General features: G+C 61.3%; 18 protein-coding genes and 1 pseudogene. 8 read left to right on the forward strand and 11 right to left on the reverse strand.

Annotated features, from left to right (window positions below; all coding sequences use genetic code 11):
• Positions 1–86, reverse strand: a pseudogene (locus tag WB528_RS14340) (sulfur globule protein precursor); the annotation flags it as partial.
• A gap of 284 nt (positions 87–370) precedes the next feature.
• Here WB528_RS14340 and ndk point away from each other — a divergent pair.
• Together ndk and WB528_RS14350 are read left to right on the forward strand one after the other, a co-directional pair.
• Positions 371–793 (forward strand): nucleoside-diphosphate kinase, encoded by a 423-nt coding sequence (gene ndk, locus WB528_RS14345; RefSeq protein WP_423889073.1) that lies wholly within the window; start codon positions 371–373, stop codon positions 791–793.
• 223 nt (positions 794–1,016) lie between these two features.
• A complete protein-coding gene (locus WB528_RS14350; protein ID WP_423889074.1) occupies positions 1,017–1,853 on the forward strand; it encodes a YjbE family putative metal transport protein in 837 nt (278 codons plus the stop codon).
• Here the strand turns inward: WB528_RS14350 and ppx are convergent.
• From ppx to WB528_RS14370, 4 genes are all read right to left on the reverse strand, one after another.
• The gene (gene ppx / locus WB528_RS14355) at positions 1,843–3,345 is read right to left on the reverse strand and encodes an exopolyphosphatase (protein WP_423889075.1); all 1,503 of its coding nucleotides are present in this window, start codon (positions 3,343–3,345) and stop codon (positions 1,843–1,845) included. The two genes, WB528_RS14350 and ppx, sit on opposite strands and share 11 nt — an antisense overlap.
• Before the next feature lie 12 nt (positions 3,346–3,357).
• Positions 3,358–5,556 carry an RNA degradosome polyphosphate kinase gene (locus WB528_RS14360; RefSeq protein ID WP_423889097.1) on the reverse strand — a complete coding sequence of 733 codons (2,199 nt, stop codon included), beginning with the start codon at positions 5,554–5,556 and terminating at the stop codon, positions 3,358–3,360.
• A gap of 126 nt (positions 5,557–5,682) precedes the next feature.
• A complete protein-coding gene (locus tag WB528_RS14365; RefSeq protein WP_423889076.1) occupies positions 5,683–6,357 on the reverse strand; it encodes a chromosomal replication initiator DnaA in 675 nt (224 codons plus the stop codon).
• A gap of 33 nt (positions 6,358–6,390) precedes the next feature.
• Positions 6,391–6,933: a CDP-alcohol phosphatidyltransferase family protein gene (locus tag WB528_RS14370; protein ID WP_423889077.1), complete on the reverse strand. Its 543-nt coding sequence runs from the start codon at positions 6,931–6,933 to the stop codon at positions 6,391–6,393.
• 218 nt (positions 6,934–7,151) lie between these two features.
• Between WB528_RS14370 and purM the strand changes: the two genes are divergently transcribed.
• Together purM and purN are read left to right on the forward strand one after the other, a co-directional pair.
• Positions 7,152–8,225: a phosphoribosylformylglycinamidine cyclo-ligase gene (purM, locus tag WB528_RS14375; RefSeq protein WP_423889078.1), complete on the forward strand. Its 1,074-nt coding sequence runs from the start codon at positions 7,152–7,154 to the stop codon at positions 8,223–8,225.
• Complete coding sequence (purN, locus tag WB528_RS14380; protein WP_423889079.1) at positions 8,219–8,917, forward strand: phosphoribosylglycinamide formyltransferase; 699 nt, start codon at positions 8,219–8,221, stop codon at positions 8,915–8,917. The genes purM and purN overlap by 7 nt, the downstream gene beginning before the upstream one ends.
• A gap of 65 nt (positions 8,918–8,982) precedes the next feature.
• Here the strand turns inward: purN and WB528_RS14385 are convergent, their stop codons facing one another.
• Positions 8,983–9,186, reverse strand: a complete 204-nt coding sequence (locus tag WB528_RS14385) for a cold-shock protein (protein WP_072825325.1) — start codon at positions 9,184–9,186, stop codon at positions 8,983–8,985.
• Positions 9,187–9,556: 370 nt separating this feature from the next.
• Between WB528_RS14385 and WB528_RS14390 the strand changes: the two genes are divergently transcribed.
• Positions 9,557–10,681: an autotransporter outer membrane beta-barrel domain-containing protein gene (locus tag WB528_RS14390; RefSeq protein WP_423889080.1), complete on the forward strand. Its 1,125-nt coding sequence runs from the start codon at positions 9,557–9,559 to the stop codon at positions 10,679–10,681.
• Between the two features lie 92 nt (positions 10,682–10,773).
• Here the strand turns inward: WB528_RS14390 and rnd are convergent, their stop codons facing one another.
• Together rnd and WB528_RS14400 are read right to left on the reverse strand one after the other, a co-directional pair.
• Positions 10,774–11,934: a ribonuclease D gene (gene rnd / locus WB528_RS14395; protein WP_423889081.1), complete on the reverse strand. Its 1,161-nt coding sequence runs from the start codon at positions 11,932–11,934 to the stop codon at positions 10,774–10,776.
• Positions 11,935–12,326: 392 nt separating this feature from the next.
• Positions 12,327–13,805 carry a protein adenylyltransferase SelO gene (locus WB528_RS14400; RefSeq protein WP_423889082.1) on the reverse strand — a complete coding sequence of 493 codons (1,479 nt, stop codon included), beginning with the start codon at positions 13,803–13,805 and terminating at the stop codon, positions 12,327–12,329.
• Positions 13,806–13,981: 176 nt separating this feature from the next.
• On the opposite strand from WB528_RS14400, the gene aspS reads away from it, so the two are divergent.
• From aspS to WB528_RS14415, 3 genes are all read left to right on the forward strand, one after another.
• Positions 13,982–15,772, forward strand: a complete 1,791-nt coding sequence (aspS, locus tag WB528_RS14405; protein WP_423889083.1) for an aspartate--tRNA ligase — start codon at positions 13,982–13,984, stop codon at positions 15,770–15,772.
• Positions 15,773–15,832: 60 nt separating this feature from the next.
• On the forward strand, positions 15,833–18,139 hold the full coding sequence (locus WB528_RS14410; RefSeq protein ID WP_423889084.1) for an NADP-dependent malic enzyme: 2,307 nt from the start codon (positions 15,833–15,835) through the stop codon (positions 18,137–18,139).
• 286 nt (positions 18,140–18,425) lie between these two features.
• Entirely contained in the window at positions 18,426–18,872 is a 447-nt protein-coding gene (locus WB528_RS14415; RefSeq protein WP_423889085.1) for a DoxX family protein, read from the forward strand.
• On the opposite strand, the gene WB528_RS14420 is transcribed toward WB528_RS14415, so the two are convergent.
• The 3 genes from WB528_RS14420 to WB528_RS14430 all read right to left on the reverse strand — a co-directional run bounded on the left by WB528_RS14420 (position 18,860) and on the right by WB528_RS14430 (position 22,202).
• Positions 18,860–19,378: a dihydrofolate reductase gene (locus tag WB528_RS14420; protein WP_423889098.1), complete on the reverse strand. Its 519-nt coding sequence runs from the start codon at positions 19,376–19,378 to the stop codon at positions 18,860–18,862. The two genes, WB528_RS14415 and WB528_RS14420, sit on opposite strands and share 13 nt — an antisense overlap.
• A 72-nt stretch (positions 19,379–19,450) precedes the next feature.
• Positions 19,451–20,392, reverse strand: coding sequence for a polysaccharide deacetylase family protein (locus WB528_RS14425; RefSeq protein WP_423889086.1), 942 nt, complete (start codon positions 20,390–20,392; stop codon positions 19,451–19,453).
• Positions 20,393–20,558: 166 nt separating this feature from the next.
• The gene (locus WB528_RS14430; protein WP_423889087.1) at positions 20,559–22,202 is read right to left on the reverse strand and encodes a hypothetical protein; all 1,644 of its coding nucleotides are present in this window, start codon (positions 22,200–22,202) and stop codon (positions 20,559–20,561) included.
• Positions 22,203–22,273: the final 71 nt, after the last annotated feature.

The following is a 22,273-nucleotide window of genomic DNA, read 5'->3' on the forward strand; positions in this document are numbered from 1 at the left end:
GTCCACGCCGAAGCAGAGGTGGGTGCCAGCGCGGCCGCACCAAGCGAAACCGCGGCAACTAAAGCGAGCGAGAGTTTGCGTAACATCGTCGTCTCCTCAGGTTGGGCGCCCAGGGCGCCACGGGTGAAAAGCACTTCCCTGAACGCCTTCCGAGGCGGTACGGCGTCCGGTTGAAAAGACCCTACGCCCCGCCAAGTGAACGACAGCGGGACGACTGTTTCAGGAAAGGTTCATCTGGGTGAACTCGACGTAATTCTGCAGGTCGTTACCGGCTCGCGCGGTCCGTTCCACGTCATCACTTCGCTTGCCGTGCCGCAGCGGCACCGATATAAGCCCGCAACTTCCATCGGCGCTTTTCAAGGATGAAACCATGGCGATCGAACGTACCTTTTCCATCATCAAGCCGGACGCGACGGCTCGTAATCTGACCGGCGCCGTCAATGCGCTGATAGAGAAAGCCGGTTTGCGCATCGTCGCTCAGAAGCGAATTCGGATGACGCGCGAGCAGGCGGAGACCTTCTATGCCGTCCACAAGGCGCGTCCGTTCTTCGGTGAGTTGGTGGACTTCATGACGTCGGGCCCTGTTGTCGTTCAGGTCCTCGAGGGTGAAAACGCCGTCATTAAACACCGCGATGTGATGGGCGCGACCGATCCGTCCAAGGCTGCCGAAGGCACGATCCGCAAGGTCTATGCGAAATCAATCGGTGAGAACTCGGTGCATGGTTCGGACGCCCAGGAAACGGCTGCCATCGAGATTGCCCAATTCTTTTCCGGCAATGAGATTGTCGGCTAGTGTGGCGGTTCAAAAGCCGGCATAATCCTTGCCGCGAGTTCTTTCATGCGGACTTTTGAACCAAAGCCACGCTGGATTAAGTGATTTGCCAGTGTCCTTTCGATTCCGAAGTTCGTAAACGTGCCTCCGCAAAATGATGCGAACTTCGGAATCGGGACACTGGTTTTGACGTTTCTCAACATTAGCCGCGGGCGGCAGTGACCCGCGGTCCAGGGGGCAGGCTGTGAACGCGCTGTTGCAGCTCGGTGATCCCGCGAATATCGCCGGTTTTTTCGCGCAATTGCGGGTAGACATGCAGACGCCAGCGTTCTGGCTGGCGGTCGGCAAGATCATCTGGATCAATATCCTGTTGTCGGGTGACAACGCCCTCGTGATCGCCATGGCTTGCCGCGGCCTGCGTGGCCGGCACCGGCTTTGGGGCATGACCATCGGCGCCGGCATTGCCGTGGTGCTCCTGATTGTCTTCACCGGCATCGTCGCCACACTGATGGCGTTGCCTTACCTGAAGCTGGCCGGCGGTCTCGCATTGCTCGTGATCGCGGCCAAGCTGTTGGTGCCCGAAGACGAGGACGATGAAATTACGGCCGGCACGACGCTTTGGCATGCAATCCGCATTGTCGTCATCGCCGACATCATCATGAGCCTCGACAATGTGATTGCGGTCGCGGCCGCCGCGAACGGTCAGCTCTCGCTTCTTGTTCTCGGTCTTGCAATCAGCATCCCCATCATCGTTGCGGGCGCCGCGCTGATCATGGTGGTGCTCGATCGCTTTCCGATTCTGGTCTGGCTGGGCGCGATGCTGCTGGGCTGGATCGCGGGCGAGGTCATCGTAAGCGATCCTGCCGTGCAACCCTGGCTGTATCGGCTGCTCGACGGCACGATCGCATCTCGCCTTGAGGCGAAATCGGCCATTTTGGGTCTGTCGCCGCATGAACTCGTCGGATATTCGGCGTCGGTTCTTGGGGCCATCACCGTCTTGGTGGCCGGATCGATCTGGCGGCGACGTCGGCTGAAACGGCTCGAAAATCCGGCTCAAGCTTCCGCAAAATCTAGCGTCTGACGATCGATCCCGAGCGGCCGATGAGCCGAGCGAGCTGCTTGAAACGGCTGCCGACGCGGTCGGCAACGAGATCGACCAGTCTGTGCTCGAACACGAGCGTCAGCTTGCGGCCATGACTGCGAAAATGCGTCGCCGGCAATACACCGGGGCGCGCCGCAGAGATCAGGTGGGCGACACGGAAGGCTGCCCCCAGCAAGCGGGCGCGTTCGAGCATTGCGGGCGGCACCAGCTCCTGCATGGTCTGCGGCGGCTCATTTTCCTCGCTCAAGCCTGCATAGCGGTAGAAAACCGACAGGGCGACGAAGGCCCGGCCCTGATGGCTGATCGAACCGAAATTCCCGTTGGTGATGAGATTGAGGGTTTCCTCGCCGCGATGATCGGGGTGTACGCGCCATCCGATATCCGACAACAGGCAAGCAGCGTGGCGCAGGCGGCGATCTTCTTCCGTCTCCCGCAACCTCGCGACCCGCACGAACCGGTCGGTCCATTCGATCAATTCCTGGGCATGGCGGGCAGACCGAGACAGCAATCCGTTGAGTTTCTGAGCGGCGCAGATGAAACCATCCTTGGCGCGCTCGGTGTCAGGCAGCATTTCATAGAGCAGGCCTTCGCGCACCCCGAAGGTCGAGAACACGATGGTTTTCGGCCGGGCGACCCGGATGATGTATTCGAGAACCAGCGCGGCGTAGGCCAGCAGCGGTCGCCGGGCGTCGGCGATAACCTCGATATTGGCGAGCATGTCCGCGGCTACCAGGCGACGCAGCCGCCGCGCGAAATCGAGCGCGTCCTCGGCCGGGATAGAATAGCCATGCATCACGCCGAGGGGGTATTCGCTCTGAATGATGTGAATGCGCGCCAAGGCGCGCCAGGTGCCGCCCACCGCGTAAAACGTTCGGCCGCGGCCGCCTTTGATCTGGTCGACGTCGGAAAGCTCGGCTTTGACAATGCGCTCGGCGCGCTTCAGCGACTTGTGCGACAAGTCCTGCAACGCGAGGCTTCCGAGCGGGAGCGTTACCCCACCGCGCACACGATTGCCGCGCACGTCGATCAATTCCAGCGATCCGCCGCCGAGATCTCCGACGATGCCGTCCGGCCGGTGCACGCCGGAGACGACACCGAGTGCCGACAATTTCGCCTCGCGCGGACCCGACAGGATTTCGATTTTCGTTCCGCAAATGCGCTCGGCCTTGGCGATGAAATCGGGGCCATTGCTCGCGTCACGGCAGGCGGCGGTTGCGATCGCATAGACACGCCCGACCTTCATCACCCTGCACAGGGCCCGAAAACGCCGCAGCGAGGTCAGAGCCTTGTTGACGGCGTCCGGAGCAAGCAGGCCGGTGGATTGCACCTCGCGGCCGAGGCCGCACAGCGCTTTCTCGTTGAAGATTGTGATCAGGCTGCGCGCCATCGCCTCGTAGACGACGAGACGTACCGAGTTCGAGCCGATATCGATGACAGCCACGCTCGAGGCGCGCTTGCGCGCCCGCTTCACCGCCCAATCCTCTTATGACGATTGCTGGCGCTCGGTGCGGCGAGTGAGGCGGCGCGGCGATGATTCCTTGAGAGACTTTCCACGGCCAGACAGACTCGGATTCGTCATGAAATAGTTGTGCAGATTGAAGGGTTCCTCGCCCTTCGCGGCCTTCATACGCGTTGAAGAACCGTCCGGCAACAATTGCCAGCTTTGCTCGGTATCCTTCAGGTTCGCGACCATGATCTGCTCGAGAACCTGCTGATGCACCGTGGGATTCTGCAATGGGCAGAGGATCTCGACGCGGCGATCCAGGTTGCGCGGCATCATGTCGGCGGACGAGATATACACAGCCGCTTTGGCGCCTGGCAGGCCCTGTCCCATCCCGAAGCAATAGATTCGGCCGTGTTCCAGGAATCGGCCGATGATCGATTTGACACGGATATTCTCCGAGAACCCTGGAATGCCCGGCCGCAGGCAGCAAATTCCGCGCACCACGAGCTCGATCGAAACGCCGGCCTGCGAAGCTTCATAAAGCGAATCGATGATTTCAGGATCGACCAGCGAGTTCATCTTCAGCCAGATCGCGGCAGGCTTGCCGTGCCGGGCGTAATTGGTCTCGCCGCGAATGTGTTCGATCATCCGCTTGCGCAAGGTGAGGGGCGACACCGCCATCTTCTCGATGTCGCTCGGCTCCGCATAGCCGGTGATGTAGTTGAACACCCGCGCGGCGTCGCGGCCGATGATCGGGTCGGACGTGAAGTAAGACAGGTCGGTATAGATGCGCGCCGTCACCGGATGATAGTTTCCGGTTCCGGTGTGCACATAAGTGGTGAGGTTGCCGCTTTCGCGGCGGACGATCATCGAGAGCTTGGCGTGCGTCTTTAATTCGATAAACCCATAGACGACCTGCACACCGGCGCGTTCGAGGTCGCGCGCCCAGCGGATATTGGCTTCCTCATCGAAGCGCGCCTTGAGTTCGATCAGCGCAGTGACCGATTTGCCGGCTTCGGCAGCTTCCGCCAGCGCGCGCACGATCGGCGAATTGTTCGAGGTGCGATAGAGCGTCTGCTTGATGGCAACGACGTCGGGGTCGCGTGCCGCCTGTTGCAGGAACTGCACGACGACGTCGAAGGATTCGTAAGGGTGGTGGACGATGAGGTCCTTTTGCCGGATAGCGGCAAAGATGTCGCCGCCATGATCGCGCACGCGTTCGGGGTGACGCGGCACATACGGCACGAATTCGAGATCGGGCCGGTCGAGCCTGGTCAGTTGCGAAAGTTCGTTCATGGCGAGCACGCCATCAACCAGCAGCACTTCGTCGTCGGCGGTGGAAAGCGCACGTTGCACGAAAGCCCGCAGCTCCTCCGGCATCTTGGCTTCCATTTCGAGCCGGATCACCGAGCCGCGCCGCCGCCGCTTCAGCGCGGTCTCGAACAGGCGGACAAGGTCTTCCGCTTCTTCCTCGATTTCGAGTTCGGAGTCGCGGATGATACGGAACGCGCCCTGACCTTTGACAGTGTAGCCCGGGAACAGGCGACCGATGAACAGACCCGTGGCCTGTTCAAGCGTGATCAGCCGCACCGCGCCGTCCTTGCTCGCGGGCAGACGAACGAAGCGGTCGATCTTGCCGGGCATGCGAATGAGCGCGTTCATCGGCTTGCCGTCGGAGACCCGCGCCAGTTGAAGCGCAACGGTAAAGCCAAGGCTTGGAATGAATGGGAAGGGGTGAGCTGGGTCGATCGCCAGCGGCGTCAGCAACGGGAAAATATTATGGAGGAAGTGGTCCTCGACCCACGTCCGCTCGGATTTGGTGACTTCGCGGCCTTCGACGAGCACGATGCCAACGGCTGCGAGAGTCTTGTGCAGATCGCGCCAGATCGCCTGCTGGTCGTTGGCTAGTTTGGAAACGGTCTCGTTGATCAGGACAAGCTGTTCGGCCGGGGTAAGCCCATCGGGACTGCGCTCGGTGATGCCCTCGCGCACCTGGGCTTTGATGCCGGCCACCCGGACCATGAAGAATTCATCAAGGTTGTTGGCGGAAATCGACAGGAATCGGACGCGTTCCAGGGCGGGGTGGCCCGGGTTGACCGACTCTTCCAGCACTCGCCGATTGAAATGCAGCCAGGAAAGTTCCCGGTTGATGAAGCGCTCGGGGCTGCTTCCGATCGTAGGCGGGCCGGCAGTAACAGAATCTTTCTCTGTTGTTACAATGGCTTGGGCGGAATCCATCAAGTTTCGATCCATTTCGGCTCCAGCCGCGGCGCGATTAGCTAGATCATTTGATATCGCGGCGACGTTTCAATGACATTGATGTTCCCGTCGTCGGCTCCGTCAAGATAGGAGACCGCGTCCTGGTTAAGCGTTGCTACGAAGAAGTTCCGCTGCCAGGGCCCGGGTAACTGGCCTGCCGAGCCGCAGGGCTTCGGTATCCAATAGCTCGACGGCTTGCCGCACGGCTGCATAGGAACGCTCGAGACGGGTAGTAAGATAACTCACCACGGTCTCGTCCACGGCGAGCTGGCGATCCGCGCAGAACTTGACGATCAATGCGCGAAACAGATGATCGTCCGGCGGTAGCAACTCGACAGCCGGCACCGCACGTAGTCTTGAGCGCAAGTCGCGAAGTTCAACCTCGGTCGGCGACGTACGTGCGGTCATCAGGACGAAGGCATCTTCTTCGCGCGCAAGGTTCAGCAAATGAAACAACGCGCGCTCATCGATGTCAGCGGCCTTAAGATCTTCAATCACGAGCGCCCCGGTCGCGAGCGCGCCCGGAACCTCCGCCGCGGTCAGCGCATGTGCAGAGGTCGAGCGGGCACCGGATTGCTCGGCCCATATTGCGGCGAGGTGGCTCTTGCCCGATCCTTCCGGGCCAACCAGAAACATCGTCTGGTTCGGCCAGTCCGGCCAGCGATCGACCAGCGCGAGGCCGGCGGCGTTGGCCGGCCCCTCCAGGAAGTCATCGCGCGTAAAACTCTCTGCGTGTGCGAGCGCAAATGCCAGTTGACGAGGTTGAACGCGGCCTGCCACGCGAGACTCCGATTCCGGCACTCACGATCGGGGCTAACTCGCCTCGATCGTGCTCATATGCCGTACCCACTCGACGAGATAGAGGGATACGGAAACCAAAGTAAAGACCGTTACCAGTCCCATCAGCACGGCGTCATATGGCGTCGGTCTGAAACCGAAGCCGAGCGAGGCCAGGATCAGCGCTGCGAGCGCCACCTGGGTTGCCGTGTTGAGCTTCGAAACCATCAACGGCTTCATCGGAACCGGTTTGTCGAACAACCACGACACGATCACGGCCGCGACGATCATGAAGTCGCGCGAGACGATGAGGATAACGATCCAGCGCGGCACCGCGCCCCAGATACCGAGCGCCACATAGATCGAAACCAGAAGCGCCTTGTCGGCGAGCGGATCGAGCAGCGCACCCAATTCGCTCGCCATGTTGAAGCGCTTGGCCAGAAATCCGTCGACCGCGTCGCTGACGCCCGCGATGACGAAGATCGCAAATGCGATCTCCATCTGGTTGGAGGCAATCGCCCAGACGATCACAGGGACAAGAATAATGCGTCCCAACGTAATGATATTTGGAATACTCAACTCGGTCGTTTCCCGCCTGCCGCTCTATTGCTCTGATATTTGCAATCTGTTGCAGCGAATTCGTTCGTGAATGTTAGAACCAAAGGGACGCTAGCAAATATAGGTTTCCGGTGGAATTTTGCTGGGCGAACCGGCTGTTGTCTACATGGTAAGCGCCTGCCACCATTGCACATAAGTCAAATCCGACGTAACCCAGCCCGCATCAACTGGAATAGGCCATGGCCGAGCGCAGGAACGGGCTCACTTACGCGGATTCGGGCGTCGATATCGATGCGGGTAACCGGCTGGTCGATCTGATCAAGCCGATGGTTCGTGCCACGGCGCGCTCCGGCACCGCGGCCGAAATCGGCGGCTTTGGCGGGTTGTTCGATCTCAAGGCCGCGGGCTTCAAGGACCCGGTTCTGGTCGCGGCGACGGACGGCGTCGGGACCAAGGTCAAGATCGCGATCGACACCGGCCTGCATGGCGGGATCGGGATCGACCTCGTGGCGATGTCGGTCAACGACCTCGTGGTGCAGGGTGCGGAACCGCTGTTCTTTCTCGATTATTTCGCGTGCGGCAAGCTCGATCCGGAGGCGACCGCTATGATCGTGGCCGGTATCGCGGAAGGTTGCAGGGAATCCGGCTGCGCTTTGATCGGCGGCGAAACCGCCGAAATGCCGGGGCTCTACAAGGATGGCGACTACGACTTGGCCGGGTTTGCGGTCGGCGCCGCCGAGCGCGGTACCCTATTGCCGCGTGCCGATATCCGTGCCGGTGACGCCGTGCTTGGCCTGGCGTCATCGGGCGTTCATTCCAACGGGTTTTCGCTGGTCCGCAGGATCGTTGAATCCTCAGGTCTCGGATTTGATGCGCCGGCGCCGTTTTCGCCGGTCATGACGCTCGGCGGCGCCTTGCTGGCCCCTACCAAGCTCTACGTCCGGTCCTGCCTTCGGGCGATCCGTGAAACCGGCGCCGTCAAGGCGCTCGCGCATATCACGGGCGGAGGGTTCACCGACAATATCCCGCGGGTGCTGCCGAAGCATTTGGGCGTCGGGATCGATCTCGCACTGTTGCCGGTGCTGCCGGTCTTCAAGTGGCTGGCAGAGCAGGGCGGCGTCGCCGAGCTGGAGCTGCTACGAACATTCAATTGTGGGATCGGCATGATCGCTGTCGTTGAGCCCGACGCGGTTGAATCGGTCAGCCGCATTCTTAACGATGCCGGCGAGCGCGTGACGGTGCTGGGCGAAGTGACCCCGGTACAGGGCGAGCACCGCGTCGTCTATAACGGCCATCTCGACCTTTCATGGTGACGCCAAATCGACGAAAGGGGACGTCGAAACCCCGCGTGGCGATCCTGATTTCGGGACGCGGCTCGAACATGGTTGCCTTGATCGACGCGGCCAAGGTTGAGAGTTTTCCAGCCGAGATTGCAGTGGTGATTTCAAACCGCGCTGACGCCGCCGGGCTTGCCCTGGCGAGGGCGGACGGCATCCCGGCATTGACGATCGAAAGCAAGCCGTTCGGGAAAGATCGCGCGGCGTTCGAAGCGGTCTTGCAGCCGGCGCTTGAGGCCCACGGTATCGAACTCATCTGCCTCGGCGGCTTCATGCGGCTATTCACAGCCGAATTCGTGCAGCGATGGTACGGCAGGATGCTCAACATCCATCCCTCGCTGCTGCCGTCTTTCCCCGGCCTTGATCCGCACGCGCAGGCGTTGAACGCAGGCGTGAAAGTATCGGGAGCGACCGTCCATTTCGTCACGCCGGAAACCGACGCCGGTCCGATCGTGATGCAGGGAGTGGTTGTGGTCCGCGATAACGATACGCGCGAAACGCTGTCGGCGCGGATTCTGACGGTCGAACATCAGATCTACCCGAAGGCCCTGAGTCTGTTGGCGAGCGGAAAGCTTCGTCTTGAAGGTGCGGTCTGCCGCCTCGACAGCGACGTTAGCGGCGAAGACACGTTGATATCGCCGCAGCTTGCGCGCGGAGCCGGGGCATAGATAAACAAAATCCCCCGGCATGGCCGGGGGTGCATCAGGATTGCTTGCGCGGATCGTGACGAAGCTTAGGAAACCTTGAGATTTTCTGCGGAAGTCTTGCCGCGGTTCTCAACAAGGTCGTACTCGATAACCTGATTCTCGTTAAGGGTGGTGAGCCCGGCGCGCTCGACGGCAGAGATATGGACGAACACGTCCTTATCGCCGACCATCGGCTTGATGAACCCATAACCCTTCGTCGGGTTGAACCACTTGACGGTGCCTTTTTGCATCGCCTGTCTCCTGGTCTAGACGTAAAGACGACGCGCCACGCTATTTGCGTGCCGCGCCACAAGCGGGCTTTGCGGATGTCTGCTGAATGTCCTAGTCGCGAAACGCACAGCCGATCGGCCTAATTCCGATTGTGGCAGCGATTGCAACACGAAATTTGCGCGTTAGCAAGCTTCTGGGGCCCTTGGCGAAATCGCTGGAAGGGCTCGGGTCCGCCCCAACGGGCCTGTGGCCGCGGAACAACAAGGCTCATCGATCGTGCGCGAGGCGGGGCCGCAACCGATTGACGCTCCGGCAGAACTAGGCGCAAATCGCCTTCAATTGATGACGATTTGATATTTCGGGCGCGACACCTTTTTTGGGAATGGCTGGATGGATTGGTCGCTGCGGTCTTCGCGAGCGGTGGAGACCGAAGCCGGTCGGTGGCGCGGCAAGGCCTTTTTTGTCGCCGCTGCGCTTTTACTGAGCTGCTCGGCGCAGCAGGCTCAAGCGCAAGTCCTCGTGCCGCCGCCGCCGCCACCTCCGCCGACCCCGTCGGCGCCCGCCTCCGACCTTTCCTTCGGCGCCGCTATCACCGGCCTCGGCAGCAACTTCCTGGAGCGGCTCGGCGACCAGGCCAGCGGCGGCGTCAGTCGCGCGTCGCGGAGTAATCCAGGGGGCGCGGGCGCGTCGGAAGCCCTCGACGGTCAACCCTTCCGGACCTGGGGTGAGGCCTACGGGATTTCCACCAAGACCGGCGCGCAAGGCAGTTTTGTCGGCGATAATCGCGCGACCACAGGCGGTGTGGCCGGGTTTGGTGCCCGGATCGCGCCGGGTGTGAATATCGGATTTTCGGTCGACCAAAGCCGAACCGGCATTGACGTGCCGCTGGCGATGCAGTCGGCAAACCTTGATCTTACTCAGCTTGGCTTCAACGCATCGGTCGACAAGGGACCGTGGACCTGGGCGGTCGCCCTTGTTCATGGTTTTGGAAAGATCAACTCGAGCCGCGACACGGCGCTGGGCATGGCCACTGCGGGCTACAATGGCCAGATCGACGGCGCGCTGACCGAGCTTAGCTACTACTGGACCATGGATCAGAGCCGCCTCGTGCCCAAAGCTGCGCTGGAATACGTTCACGCATCGACGGGATCGTTTCAGGAGATGGGCGGCCTGGACCCGGTATCGGCAAGTGGTGCGACGCTTGAACGCTCGCGCATGTTGCTCGGCGCAGAGATCGGCCACTACTGGATCGTCGATCAAAAGATCCTCGACCTTTCAGCCTATGGCAAGTTCGTCGATAACTTGGAGCAAAATCTCAGTGCGGTCACCGTAAGCCTCGGACCCGAGAGCATCCTGGTTCAGGGGATTGGCGAAAGCCGATACGGCACGGACGCCGGCGCCGCGCTTTCGTTGAGCCTGACCAACGCCGTGCGCCTTTACCTCAACTACGACGGCAAGTTTCGATCTGCGCTGCAATCCCATCAGGCAACGATGGGTGTCGAGGTCAAATGGTAGGCGCTGCCGGTCGCGCTTGACCACGGTATGGCGGAAATATCGAAGGCCGCGAAAGCGGACGCAGGCAAACCGGCTGGCAAATCGCCTTGGCGCTATGTGGCTCGCTGGTCGCGGTCTACTTTTACAACTCGGCCTTTTTCGATCGCAAGCGCGAGCCGGCCTTGCTTGAGCGCCAGCGCGGCCTCGCCGAACAGTTCGCGACGCCAACCGTGCAATGCGCCGACATCGGCATTGTCATCGGCTGCAATCTGCTCGAGGTCGTCGACGGTTGCGATCACCTTGCTTGCCACGGCGTGACGCTCCGACGTCATGCGCAGCAATACCTTGAGCAGTTCGACGATGGCCGCGCCGTTGGCGTTGCTACGCGGCTTCTCGATCTTCGGTAACGTCCCGTGATCGCGCGCGAGGCCGCGTTGTACGGCGGCGACAATATCCGCGCCCCATTTCGATCGATCGAAGCCTTTCGGCAGCGACCGAAGATTGGCAAGTTTCTCAAGGCTGGTCGGCGCGTGGGTGGCAATATCGCCGACAGCATCGTCCTTCAGGACGCGGCCCCGCGGCACGTCACGGCTTTGGGCTTCCTGCTCGCGCCACGCCGCGACTTCGATCAGCACGGCAAGCTCTTTCGGTTTGCGTACCCGCGTCTTCAACCGCTCCCATGCGCGTTCGGGGTGAAAGTCGTAGGTTTTGGGGCTCGTCAGAACCTCCATTTCCTCGCTCACCCAGTCGCTCCGGCCGCGTTTTTTGAGATCGGCGTCGAGCGCCGCAAACACGTCGCGCAGATGCGTGACGTCGGCCAACGCGTAGTGCATCTGGTCGTCCGTCAGCGGCCGCCGCGACCAATCGGTGAAGCGATGGGTCTTGTCCGGCCGGTGGCCGGTGACGCGCTCGACCAACTGGTCGTAAGCAATCGAATCGCCATAACCCAACGCCATGGCGGCGACCTGGGTGTCGAAGATCGGGTGCGGCACGATTCCGGCGCGGTGCCAGACAATCTCAATGTCCTGACGCGCGGCATGAAAGACCTTCAAGACCTTTTCGTCGGCCATCAGCTTGAAGAAAGGTTCGAGGTCGATGCCATCCGCAAGCGCATCGATCACCGCCGCCTCTTCCGCGCTTGCCATCTGCACCACGCAAAGCAGCGGGTAATAGGTGGTCTCGCGAAGAAATTCGGTATCGACGGTGATGACCCGGTGTTTGGCGAGGCGATCACAAAAGGCGGTAAGTTCCGCGGTAGTAGAAATCAGATCCATGAACAGTCCATGACGCTTTCCCGAAGGGCGTTCGGACGAAAGCGCTGATATGTCAAGGGCCTTGCGGCGGAATCGAGACCCAAATCTACGCTTGGGATATCATTTAAGGCAAACAGCCGCCGACGTTGCGGAGCTGTCCTCGCCGATTCTGAGACCTAATTCGATCAGAAATCGCGGAGCTGCCGCCCGGCCGGCCGCCTGGTGGACGGAATCACCAGCACGATGACGCAGAGCGCAAGCATCGCCAAACCCATGAATTCGAAAACCAACGCGTCCACGGCAAAATCCCCCCAAGCAAACCGACAGACTTGTTGGGAAGCGATTGACCGCTGCTTAATTTACGGTCGCGGACGACGCGGAGGCCGCCCAATGTTTGGCCGAAGGTTAACGATTTATGTTCCGCAGAAGGTCTGTAGCACGCGCTGATCCGGCTCCGGCGGCTCGGCATATTTCGAGAACCCTGGCTGGTCCTCATAGGGTTTCGATAGCACCGTCAGCAGTTCCTCAAAGGGTGCAAAGTCGTTGCAGCCGATGGCGGCCTGGATCACGGCCTCGATACGGTGATTGCGAGGGATGAAGGCAGGGTTGACGGTCCGCATCGTCGCCGCGCGGGCGGCCGGCGTTTGCGGCTCCTCGCCAATTCGTTGCCGCCAGCGTGTGGCCCATTCGTCGTAAGCGGCGGGATCCGTGAAGTGCCGACGAACGTCGGAATCGCGATTGGTATCTGCGGCGGCATCGCTCAGGTGGCGGAAGGTCAGCGTGAAGTCCGCATGGTTTTTGGCCATGGCGTCGAGCAGATCCTGCACCAGCGCCTCGTCGCCGTCACGCTGGGTGAAGAGGCCGATCTTTTGACGCAGGCCGGACTGATAGGCCGCGGTAAACTTCGCCGGAAATTCGCCGAGGATCAATTGCGCCTGCTCGATTGCCTTGTCTTTGTCGTCGGAAAATAGCGACAGCAGGCATTCGGCGAGCCGCGTCAGATTCCAAAGCGCGATCTTGGGCTGGTTGGCATAAGCGTATCGGCCCTGTTCGTCGATCGAGGAGAACACCGCCGCCGGATCGTAGTGGTCCAGGAATGCGCAGGGACCGTAGTCGATGGTCTCGCCCGAGATCGAGGTGTTGTCGGTATTCATGACGCCGTGGATGAACCCGACCAAAAGCCAGCGCGCCACCAGTTCGGCCTGTCGGGTGACGACGCCCTCCAGCAAAGCGTGATAGGGGCGCTCGGCTTGCGCGGCTTGCGGGTAGTGCCTCGCAATGGCGTGGTCGGCGAGGCGCCTGACGCCTTCGGTGTCGCCGCGGGCTGCGAAATACTGAAAGGTACCGACGCGAATGTGACTGGAGGCCACGCGCGTCAGCACAGCGCCCGGCAGGGGCGTCTCGCGGATGACCTGTTCGCCGGTGATGGTAGCGGCGAGCGACCGCGTCGTCGGAATCCCGAGCGCCGCCATTGCCTCGCTGACGATGTACTCGCGCAACACAGGCCCGAGCGCTGCCCGCCCGTCGCCGCGGCGGGAAAATGGCGTCGGCCCCGAGCCCTTGAGTTGGATGTCACGACGGATGCCGTCGATATCGACGACTTCGCCAAGCAAGATGGCGCGACCATCGCCGAGCTGCGGCACGAAATGACCGAACTGATGGCCGGCATAGGCCGTGGCGATCGGCTGAGCTCCGTCGGGGATGCGTTTTCCGGCGAGGATTTCAACACCCTCCGAGCTCTCAAGCCGGTCCGGGTCGAGCCCCAGCCTGACCGCGAGGGGTCGGTTGAGCTTGACGAGCCGAGGCGACGCCACAGGCGTTGGCGCCACCCGCGCGAAAAAGCCGTCCGGGAGCGCCGCATAGGTGTTTTGGAAGGGGAAATGCACCGTCATGCCATCAAGATAGGCATATGTGGGGATTAAACAATCGGCTTCCCGGCGTAGAAGCCTGCCGTTCCAAATCCTCTTGCTAGCGGTTGCCGCGCCTGACGGCCTCGGCTAAACCCTCAACCTCTTCGGGCAGGCGGTTGAAGTCGCCCGATTCACCGACATTGATTGATGGAAATTCGATGCATCGTTATCGGTCCCATACCTGCGGCGCGCTCCGTGAGAGCGACATTGGCCAGAGCGTTCGCTTGTCCGGCTGGTGTCACCGCATTCGCGACCATGGCGGCGTGCTGTTCATCGATCTGCGCGACCATTACGGCCTGACGCAGTGTGTCGCCGACCCGGATTCGCCAGCCTTCAAGGTGGCTGAAAAACTGCGTTCCGAATGGGTGGTGCGGATCGACGGCAAGGTGCGGCGGCGCCCGGAGGGCACAGACAACCTGGAACTGGCGACCGGCCTGGTCGAACTCTACGCTGCCGAAATCGAGGTGCTCGGACCGGCGGCGGAACTGCCCATGCCGGTGTTCGGCGAGCAGGAATACCCCGAGGATATCAGGCTTAAGTACCGTTTCCTCGACCTTCGCCGCGAGAAACTGCACCAGAACATCATCAAGCGCGGCCAGATCATCGATTCCATCCGTAAGCGAATGAAAGATCAGGGGTTCTTCGAATTTCAGACCCCGATCCTGACGGCTTCTTCGCCGGAAGGCGCCCGCGACTTCCTGGTGCCGTCGCGGCTGCATCCGGGCAAGTTCTACGCGCTGCCCCAGGCGCCGCAGCAGTTCAAGCAGCTCACGATGATCGCGGGCTTCGACCGGTATTTTCAGATCGCACCCTGCTTCCGTGACGAGGATGCGCGTGCCGATCGCTCGCCGGGCGAATTCTATCAGCTCGATGTCGACATGAGCTTCGTCACTCAGGACGATGTGTTCAGCGCCATCGAGCCGGTGATGCGGGGCGTGTTTGAGGAATTTGCAGAAGGCAAGTCCGTGACCGCCAAATTTCCGCTGATCCCGTTTGCGACGGCGGTGCGTAAATACGGGACAGACAAACCCGACTTGCGCAATCCGATCGAGATGCAGGACGTCTCCGAGCATTTCCGCGGCTCCGGCTTCAAGGTGTTCGCGCGGATGCTGGAAGATCCCAAAAACCAGGTATGGGCGATCCCAGCGAAAGGCGGCGGCTCGCGCGCGTTCTGCGACCGGATGAATTCATGGGCGCAGGGCGAGGGCCAGCCAGGCTTAGGCTACATCATGTGGCGCGAAGGCGGCGAGGGCGCAGGTCCGCTCGCCAACAATATCGGGGCTGAGCGGACGGCTGCGGTCCGCACACAACTCGGCCTGAAGGACGGCGACGCCGCGTTCTTCGTCGCAGGCGACCCCGACAAGTTCTGGAAATTCGCCGGCCTTGCCCGCACCAAGCTCGGCGAGGAATTGAAGCTGATCGACAAGGACAGATTCGAATTCTGCTGGATTGTCGATTTCCCGATGTTCGAGTGGAACGAGGAAGAGAAGAAAATCGACTTCTCGCACAACCCATTCTCGATGCCGAACATCGAGCCGGAAGACTTCTTGGCGCTCGATCCGAATGACCACGAAAAGCTGCTCAGCCTCAAGGCCGTTCAGTACGACATCGTCTGTAACGGCACCGAACTGTCGTCAGGGGCGATCCGCAATCATCGTCCCGACGTCATGAAGAAGGCGTTTGCGATTGCGGGTTACCCCGAAGACGTCCTGGAGGCGAAGTTCGGCGGCATGCTTCGCGCGCTTTCGCTCGGCGCCCCGCCGCACGGTGGCATCGCGCCCGGCATCGACCGGATCGTCATGCTGTTATGCGGCGAGGAAAACTTGCGAGAAGTGGTCCTGTTCCCGATGAACCAGCGGGCCGAAGACCTGATGATGGGCGCTCCCTCTGAGGTCACGCCGAAACAGTTGCGCGAGCTGCACATCCGGCTCAATCTGCCGCAAAACTGACGGCAGACAACACGACCGAGATCGATTGTGTCGGGGCGGTAACGAGCCCGGGGGAAGCGAATGTCCTATTCCGAAGACCTTCACGCCGCAGCGCTCGCCTATCACCGGCTGCCGCGGCCCGGCAAGCTGGAGATCCAGGCGACCAAGCCGCTCGCCAACCAGCGCGACCTTGCGTTGGCCTATACTCCCGGCGTTGCGACTGCCTGCACCGAAATCGCCAATAACCCGGCGGAAGCAGCCACGCTGACCGCCCGCGCCAATCTGGTCGCGGTGGTCACGAATGGGACAGCGGTGCTCGGCCTCGGCAACATCGGCCCGCTGGCATCCAAGCCCGTGATGGAAGGCAAGGCGGTCCTGTTCAAGAAGTTCGCGGGGATCGACGTCTTCGACATCGAGATCGCCGCCGACACCATCGAGCGCGTGGTCGAAACGGTGGCGGCGCTCGAGCCGACCTTCGGCGGGATCAACCTCGAGGACATCAAGGGTCCGGAATGCTTTGAGATCGAGGCTCAACTCAAGGCGCGGATGAAAATTCCGGTGTTTCATGACGACCAGCATGGCACCGCGATCATCGTCGGCGCGGCGATCACCAATGCGCTGCTGCTGAGCGGAAAGAAACTGGCGGACGTCAAGATTGTCTGTTCGGGGGCAGGGGCGGCGGCGCTTGCCTGTCTCAATCTTCTGGTGTCGATGGGCGCCAGGCGCGAGAATATCTGGGTATGCGACATTGAGGGCGTGGTCTACGAGGGCCGCGCGAAATTGATGGACCGCTGGAAGGCGGTCTATGCGCAGAAGACCGACAAGCGCGTGCTCGCCGACGTAATTCCCGGCACCGACATTTTCTTGGGCCTTTCCGCACCCAACGTGCTGAAGCCGGAGATGGTCAAGCAGATGGGCGACCAGCCGCTGGTGATGGCGCTGGCCAACCCGAATCCGGAAATCATGCCGGATGAGGCGCGCAAGGCGCGCCCCGATGCGATGATCTGTACGGGCCGCTCCGACTTCCCCAATCAGGTCAACAACGTCCTGTGCTTTCCGTTCATCTTCCGTGGCGCGCTCGACGTCGGCGCGACCGCGATCAATGAGGAAATGAAAAAGGCGGCGGTGGATGCGATCGCGCAACTGGCGCGCGATCCACCGGTGGATGCGCTGGCGCCCGGTTTAGACAGCGGCCAGGCGCAGGGGTTCGGTCCGGGTTCGCTGATTCCGAGTCCATTCGATCCGCGGCTGATCCTGCGTATCGCGCCCGCGGTCGCAAAGGCGGCGATGGATTCCGGCGTGGCGAGCCGCCCCATCGCAAAATTCGAGGACTACGCAACCCAGCTGGAGCGCTTTGCGTTCCGCTCCGGGCTTGTCATGAAACCGCTGTTCGCCAAGGCGAAGTCCCAGCCGGTGCGCGTCATCTACGCTGAAGGCGAAGACGAGCGCGTGCTGCATGCGACGCAAGTGGTGCTGGAAGAAAATGTGGCGCGGCCGATCCTGGTCGGACGTCCATCGGTGGTGGAAGCGCGGATCAAGCGATTTGGCCTCGCCATCAAGGCCGGCAAGGATTTCGACCTCATCAATCCCGAGGACGATCCCCGCTATCGCTCCTACGTCCAATCCTACATCACCATTGCCGGCCGCTACGGCGTCACGCCGGATGCCGCGCGCACCATGGTGCGGACCAACGCCACCGTGATTGCCGCGTTGGCGGTGAGCCGCGGCGAGGCTGACGCCATGATCTGTGGCGTCGAAGGCGGCTACAGGAGCCATCTGCGCCACGTCCGGGAAATCATCGGCTTCCGGCCGGGAGTGAGTGATTTCGCCGCATTGTCGCTGCTGATCACGAGCAAGGGTTCTTATTTCATCGCCGACACCCAGGTGCGGCCAAATCCGAGCGCCGAGGAGATTGCCGAAATGGCGGCGCTGGCGGCCGTGCATGTGCAGCGCTTCAATATCAAGCCGAAAATCGCTTTCGTGTCGCATTCCGACTTTGGCAGCTTTGACACGGAATCTTCACGCAAGATGCGGCGCGCCACCGCGCTGTTGCGCCAGAACCATCCCGAGATCGAGGCCGATGGTGAGATGCAGGGCGATACCGCGCTCTCAGAGGCGGCCCGCAAGCTGGTCCTGCCGCATTCGCATCTCGAAGGAGAGGCGAATATCCTGATCATGCCCAATCTCGACACCGCCAACGTCGCCTATCAAATGATCAAGTCGTTGGCCGATGCCCTGCCGGTTGGACCGATCCTCATAGGTCCGTCACGGCCGGCGCATATTCTGACCCCGTCGGTGACCGCGCGGGGCATTCTCAATATGACGGCAGTTGCCGCCGTCGAGGCGCAGGAGCCGGCCGGCCGTCAGCAGCCCTCGCTATTCGGCTAGTGGTCGGATTCCGACAGTCGCATCGCATCTCAGCAGCCGGTTTTGCGAAATGTTAGAATCAAAGGACCACTGGCAAACATATAGATTTAACGGAGTTTAGGATTTGACAGTCGTTTTGCGAACCCGCGGCTAGGTTGGTGGCGAATGTCAAATCCATTCCACTAACGGTGGCGCAACTAAGGCCGGTTGGCGATCGCTGCCGGCTGGAAATCGATTGAAAAAGTCAGTGCGGAACGCCCATAATCGTCTCAGCCATCCCTGAGCTTGCGACCTAGAGGGGCCGATAATGCCAGCGCTTGTTACATTTGGACGAATTCTGTTCGCCGTTCTCTTCGTTTTCTCCGGCGCTGCCAAGCTGATGGACCTGTCGGCAACGGCCCAGATGACGGAGAAGATCGTCCTTCCAGCGATCCTCGCTCCCTATACTGCGCAGCTCGAGACCATCACCGGAATGTCGATCGCGCATTTACTGGCGATCGTATCCGGGGCGATCGAGATCATCTGTGGTGTCATGATTGCGCTGAATTTCGGTGCCCGTTTCTTTGCGATCATCCTGATCCTGTTCGTGGCGGCCGCGACGTTTTATTTCCACGATTTCTGGAATCAAACCGGCACTGACGCCCGAAACAACCTGGTCCATGCGCTGAAAAACCTGTCGCTGATCGGCGCCTTGTTCATGATTGCTGGATCGAGCCGCACGGCCAAAGTGCACGAGCCCGGTTACGACGTTTGAAGCGCCCGCTGCCACGGCGTCACGGTAACGCCGTTTGCGGCGTCAAGGACGAGGCTCTGGCCGGCAGTCAAGCCTCGGCTTGCGAGGATTTGCTGCGGCGTCTGCTGCGGCACGCCTGAGAAGACCGGCTGTCCGTTGGGCACGCGGACATTGGGGGCCTGCGATAGCCAGAAGGTGTCGTAGCGATCCATGAACATGTCGAACACGTCCGGTCCACCGATGACCGCGACGGTACCTTCGTGAACGCCGGCGTGGCCGCACGCGGCCTCGAAAGAAGCGCCGGCCGGATTCCATAGCGTCGCCTTGGGATTGGACGGATCGCCGGCGATGCCGGCGACGGTCCGCGTCAGAACAATCCGTTTTCGTTGCGGCGAGTTCGGTTGGCCCTCATGCGAGCGCCGGCCATGGACGATCAGGTCGGCACGGTCGAGCGCGGCATTGAAGAACTGTTTGTCGCCTTCGAATTTCAGCGCCTCCGGCATCACACGCCGGGCGTCCGCCAACATTCCGTCGGCTGAGACGATGACATAACCCTCGATACGGAGTGCCGGCACAGCGTTGTCCAGAGTGCGCGAAGACTATTCCGAAATCGTCTGCACAACGCTCGACACAGGGCGAGAACTGACCGTGGGCAGCTTGGTGTCCTTCAGTAATTCCTCGTCATATTGCGGAAGGGTTTGGACCGGCGCCTTGGCCTTCATCTGCACGACCTTGTAGCCGCCTTCCTTCAGCTTGCGCAGCAGCGTGGGCAGCGCTTCTGCGGTATGCTTATGGAAGTCGTGCATCAAGATGATGCCCTTGCCGAGCTTGTCGAGCTTTTTCATCGTGACGTCGATGACCTGCTGCGCATTCCGCGCCTTGAAGTCGAAGGAATCGAGGTCGCAGGAGAAAATCGCGATGTTTCGCGTGCCAAGGTAAGTCACCATTTCCGGCGGATGCTGTAGCGCGGGGAAACGGAAGAAGGGGGCCGGCGAGACACCGCCAAGTGCCCACTTCACAGCGCTGAAACCCTTCTCGATTTCTTCCTTGCGCTGGTCTTCGGTCAGCTTCTTGTTGGAAAGGGTCGCGTGCGACCAGGTGTGAGTACCAATGGTGTGACCGGCTGCCAGGACCTGCTTGAGGATTTCAGGATAATAGGTGGCGTGCTTGCCGATCGGGAAGAAAATTCCGGTCGTGCATTCGTTGGCCAGCGCCTTGAGGACGGCGGGCGTATTTTCTGGCCACGGACCGTCGTCGAAGGTCAGTACGACTTCCTTGTCGCGCAGGAAATCAAGCTGTTTGAAATGCTCGAAGCCGAATCCCGGTCCGCCGGTGGTGTCGATCTCAACGACGCGGCCGATCCCGAGCGCGTCAGGATTGGCGCAGGCCTGCTTGGCAAGCGGCGGCGCTGCGGTCGGCGCGGATGCTGCGGCGGCAGCAGGTTTGGCGTCGGTCCTGGCAGGCGGGGTTTGCGACCATGCCGCACCGCCCGCGCAAAGTGAAATCGCGCCTGCAAAGATCAATCCTGCCGCAACTCGCATGTTGGCTTTCCTGTTTTCTGATCGCTTCGCGCCTCGGGTGCTTCGAGACTTGCCGAGCGACTTCCCCATCCTGATCCATCATAGCCGAGTTGCGGCGTTACGCCAGATCGGCTTTTGCAGGGTGCAAGTCCTGGTAAATTTCGGTTCCGCGGCGCCGGACCGACCCTCAGGAGCGCGAAAGCGGACACCATGGCAGCGGCATCAGGGGCAAGTAATGCTGGTTCCATTCGCAGATCGATTCCGGCCCCCGGCGCATGAAGGCATATTTGATCGGCTCCGCCTGGCTGATCACGAACTGCAACGTGAAAAGAACCAGCGCGATTGGGTAGGCCCATTTATGAAAGCGCAGATCGCCCAGGCGATCGAGCAGAAGCGCGCCGGCGAGGACGATCAGGGGATCGGTGAGGATGAAATATTCGGACTTCAATCCTCGCCGCACGCCGAGCGCATCGATGCCGGCCGCCGCCGCCAGTAACAGCAAAGCTTGAATCGCAACCTGCCTTTCGCCTCGCATCCGCGCATAGATGATGCCGGGCACAATCAGCCAGGTCAGAAAGACCGTGGGGCGTGGTGAAGTGTGCAATACGAAGGAATATCGCGCGGCCACCGAGGCGATGCCGCCAAGCAGAAGCCGGAAGATATCCGCCAGGCTTGAGTGGTTCGCGGCGGCAGCCGTTCCGGCATCGACGAACTTCAGCATCTTCTCCAGCGGATTGAAGACTGCGATGACGTTGCCGGAGTTATAGTCGAGGTTGAGCGCGAGCAGCGCCACTGACGCGCCGCCAGCGATGGCGGCCATTGCCGCCAGCGTCTCTGCGGCGCTGATCCGCCAAATCGCGGCATAGGCGAGCATGCTGCCGCCGGTAAAAAATAGCAGCGCTACCTGATAGACGCCAAAGCGGTCCAACAACAGCGGATGCAATCCGGCCGCATCGAGCGGGGTGCGATCGAAACCGGTCGCGACCAGCGGCCATGCGGTCCATCCCGCGACAGCCGCTGCGATAACCGTGACGACGGCAAGCGCGAGGGCGGATCGGCTGTTGCGCCAAAAAGCAACGCTGGCGCTCTGCGCGCCGCCAAATGGCAGGATGAGCACGGGCAATGCCGCGATCAGCAGGATCGCCTGCACCTTGTTTTCGAGGCCCAACACGCAGAGTGCCGCCGCAAGCGCGATCCAGATCGGACGCGCGATGCTCGCCCGGCGTCCGATCACGATCAGGATCATCAGCGCGAAAATGACCGGGCATGCCGCCACAAGTTCCGTGCGCAAGACGCGCTCGTGCACGGCAATCCCGCCTGAAAAGGCAAATGCGAAGGTTGCGATCAAGGCGAGACGCCAGTCGCGCACGATGACACGGATAAGCCGCGCGAAGACCAGCACGCTGGCCGTCGCGATCAGCCAGGCGAGCACGCGGCCGGCGCGGACGGCGCTGGTCATGGCAGCATCGAAGGCCTGAGGGTCGGAGGCCGGAGGCATGCTCGATAGCGAATAGGCGTTGAGCAAGCCGAGCGCATGCAACATCTCGAGCCAGACTTTGAGTGAGACGATGGTGAGGTAGCCGGTGTGATCGAAGAATTGCTGCGGCTTGCCGTCGTTGAGGGCAAACGCGTTATAGATCACCATCAGGTCCATATCGGCATTACGCCAATAGACCAGCGCGTACCCGAAGAGAAAGAACGACGCCGCGAGACCGGCGACGATCGCCGCTAGTCCCAATCGCCAGCCGAGAAAGGTCAGCGGCGCAAGTGCATCGAAGCGCGCGTGGGATTGCGGCCGGGGAGTTGAGCTCAGCGTCGGGAATTGATCCATGCCGGCGGTCTTTTAACGCATGGCCGGGAAAAGGAGGAGGCCGGTTTTCTCTCGGGCAAGCAAGCAAAGCC

Source organism: Bradyrhizobium sp. (assembly GCF_049586575.1).
In the GTDB taxonomy this organism is placed as follows: Bacteria; Pseudomonadota; Alphaproteobacteria; order Rhizobiales; family Xanthobacteraceae; genus Bradyrhizobium.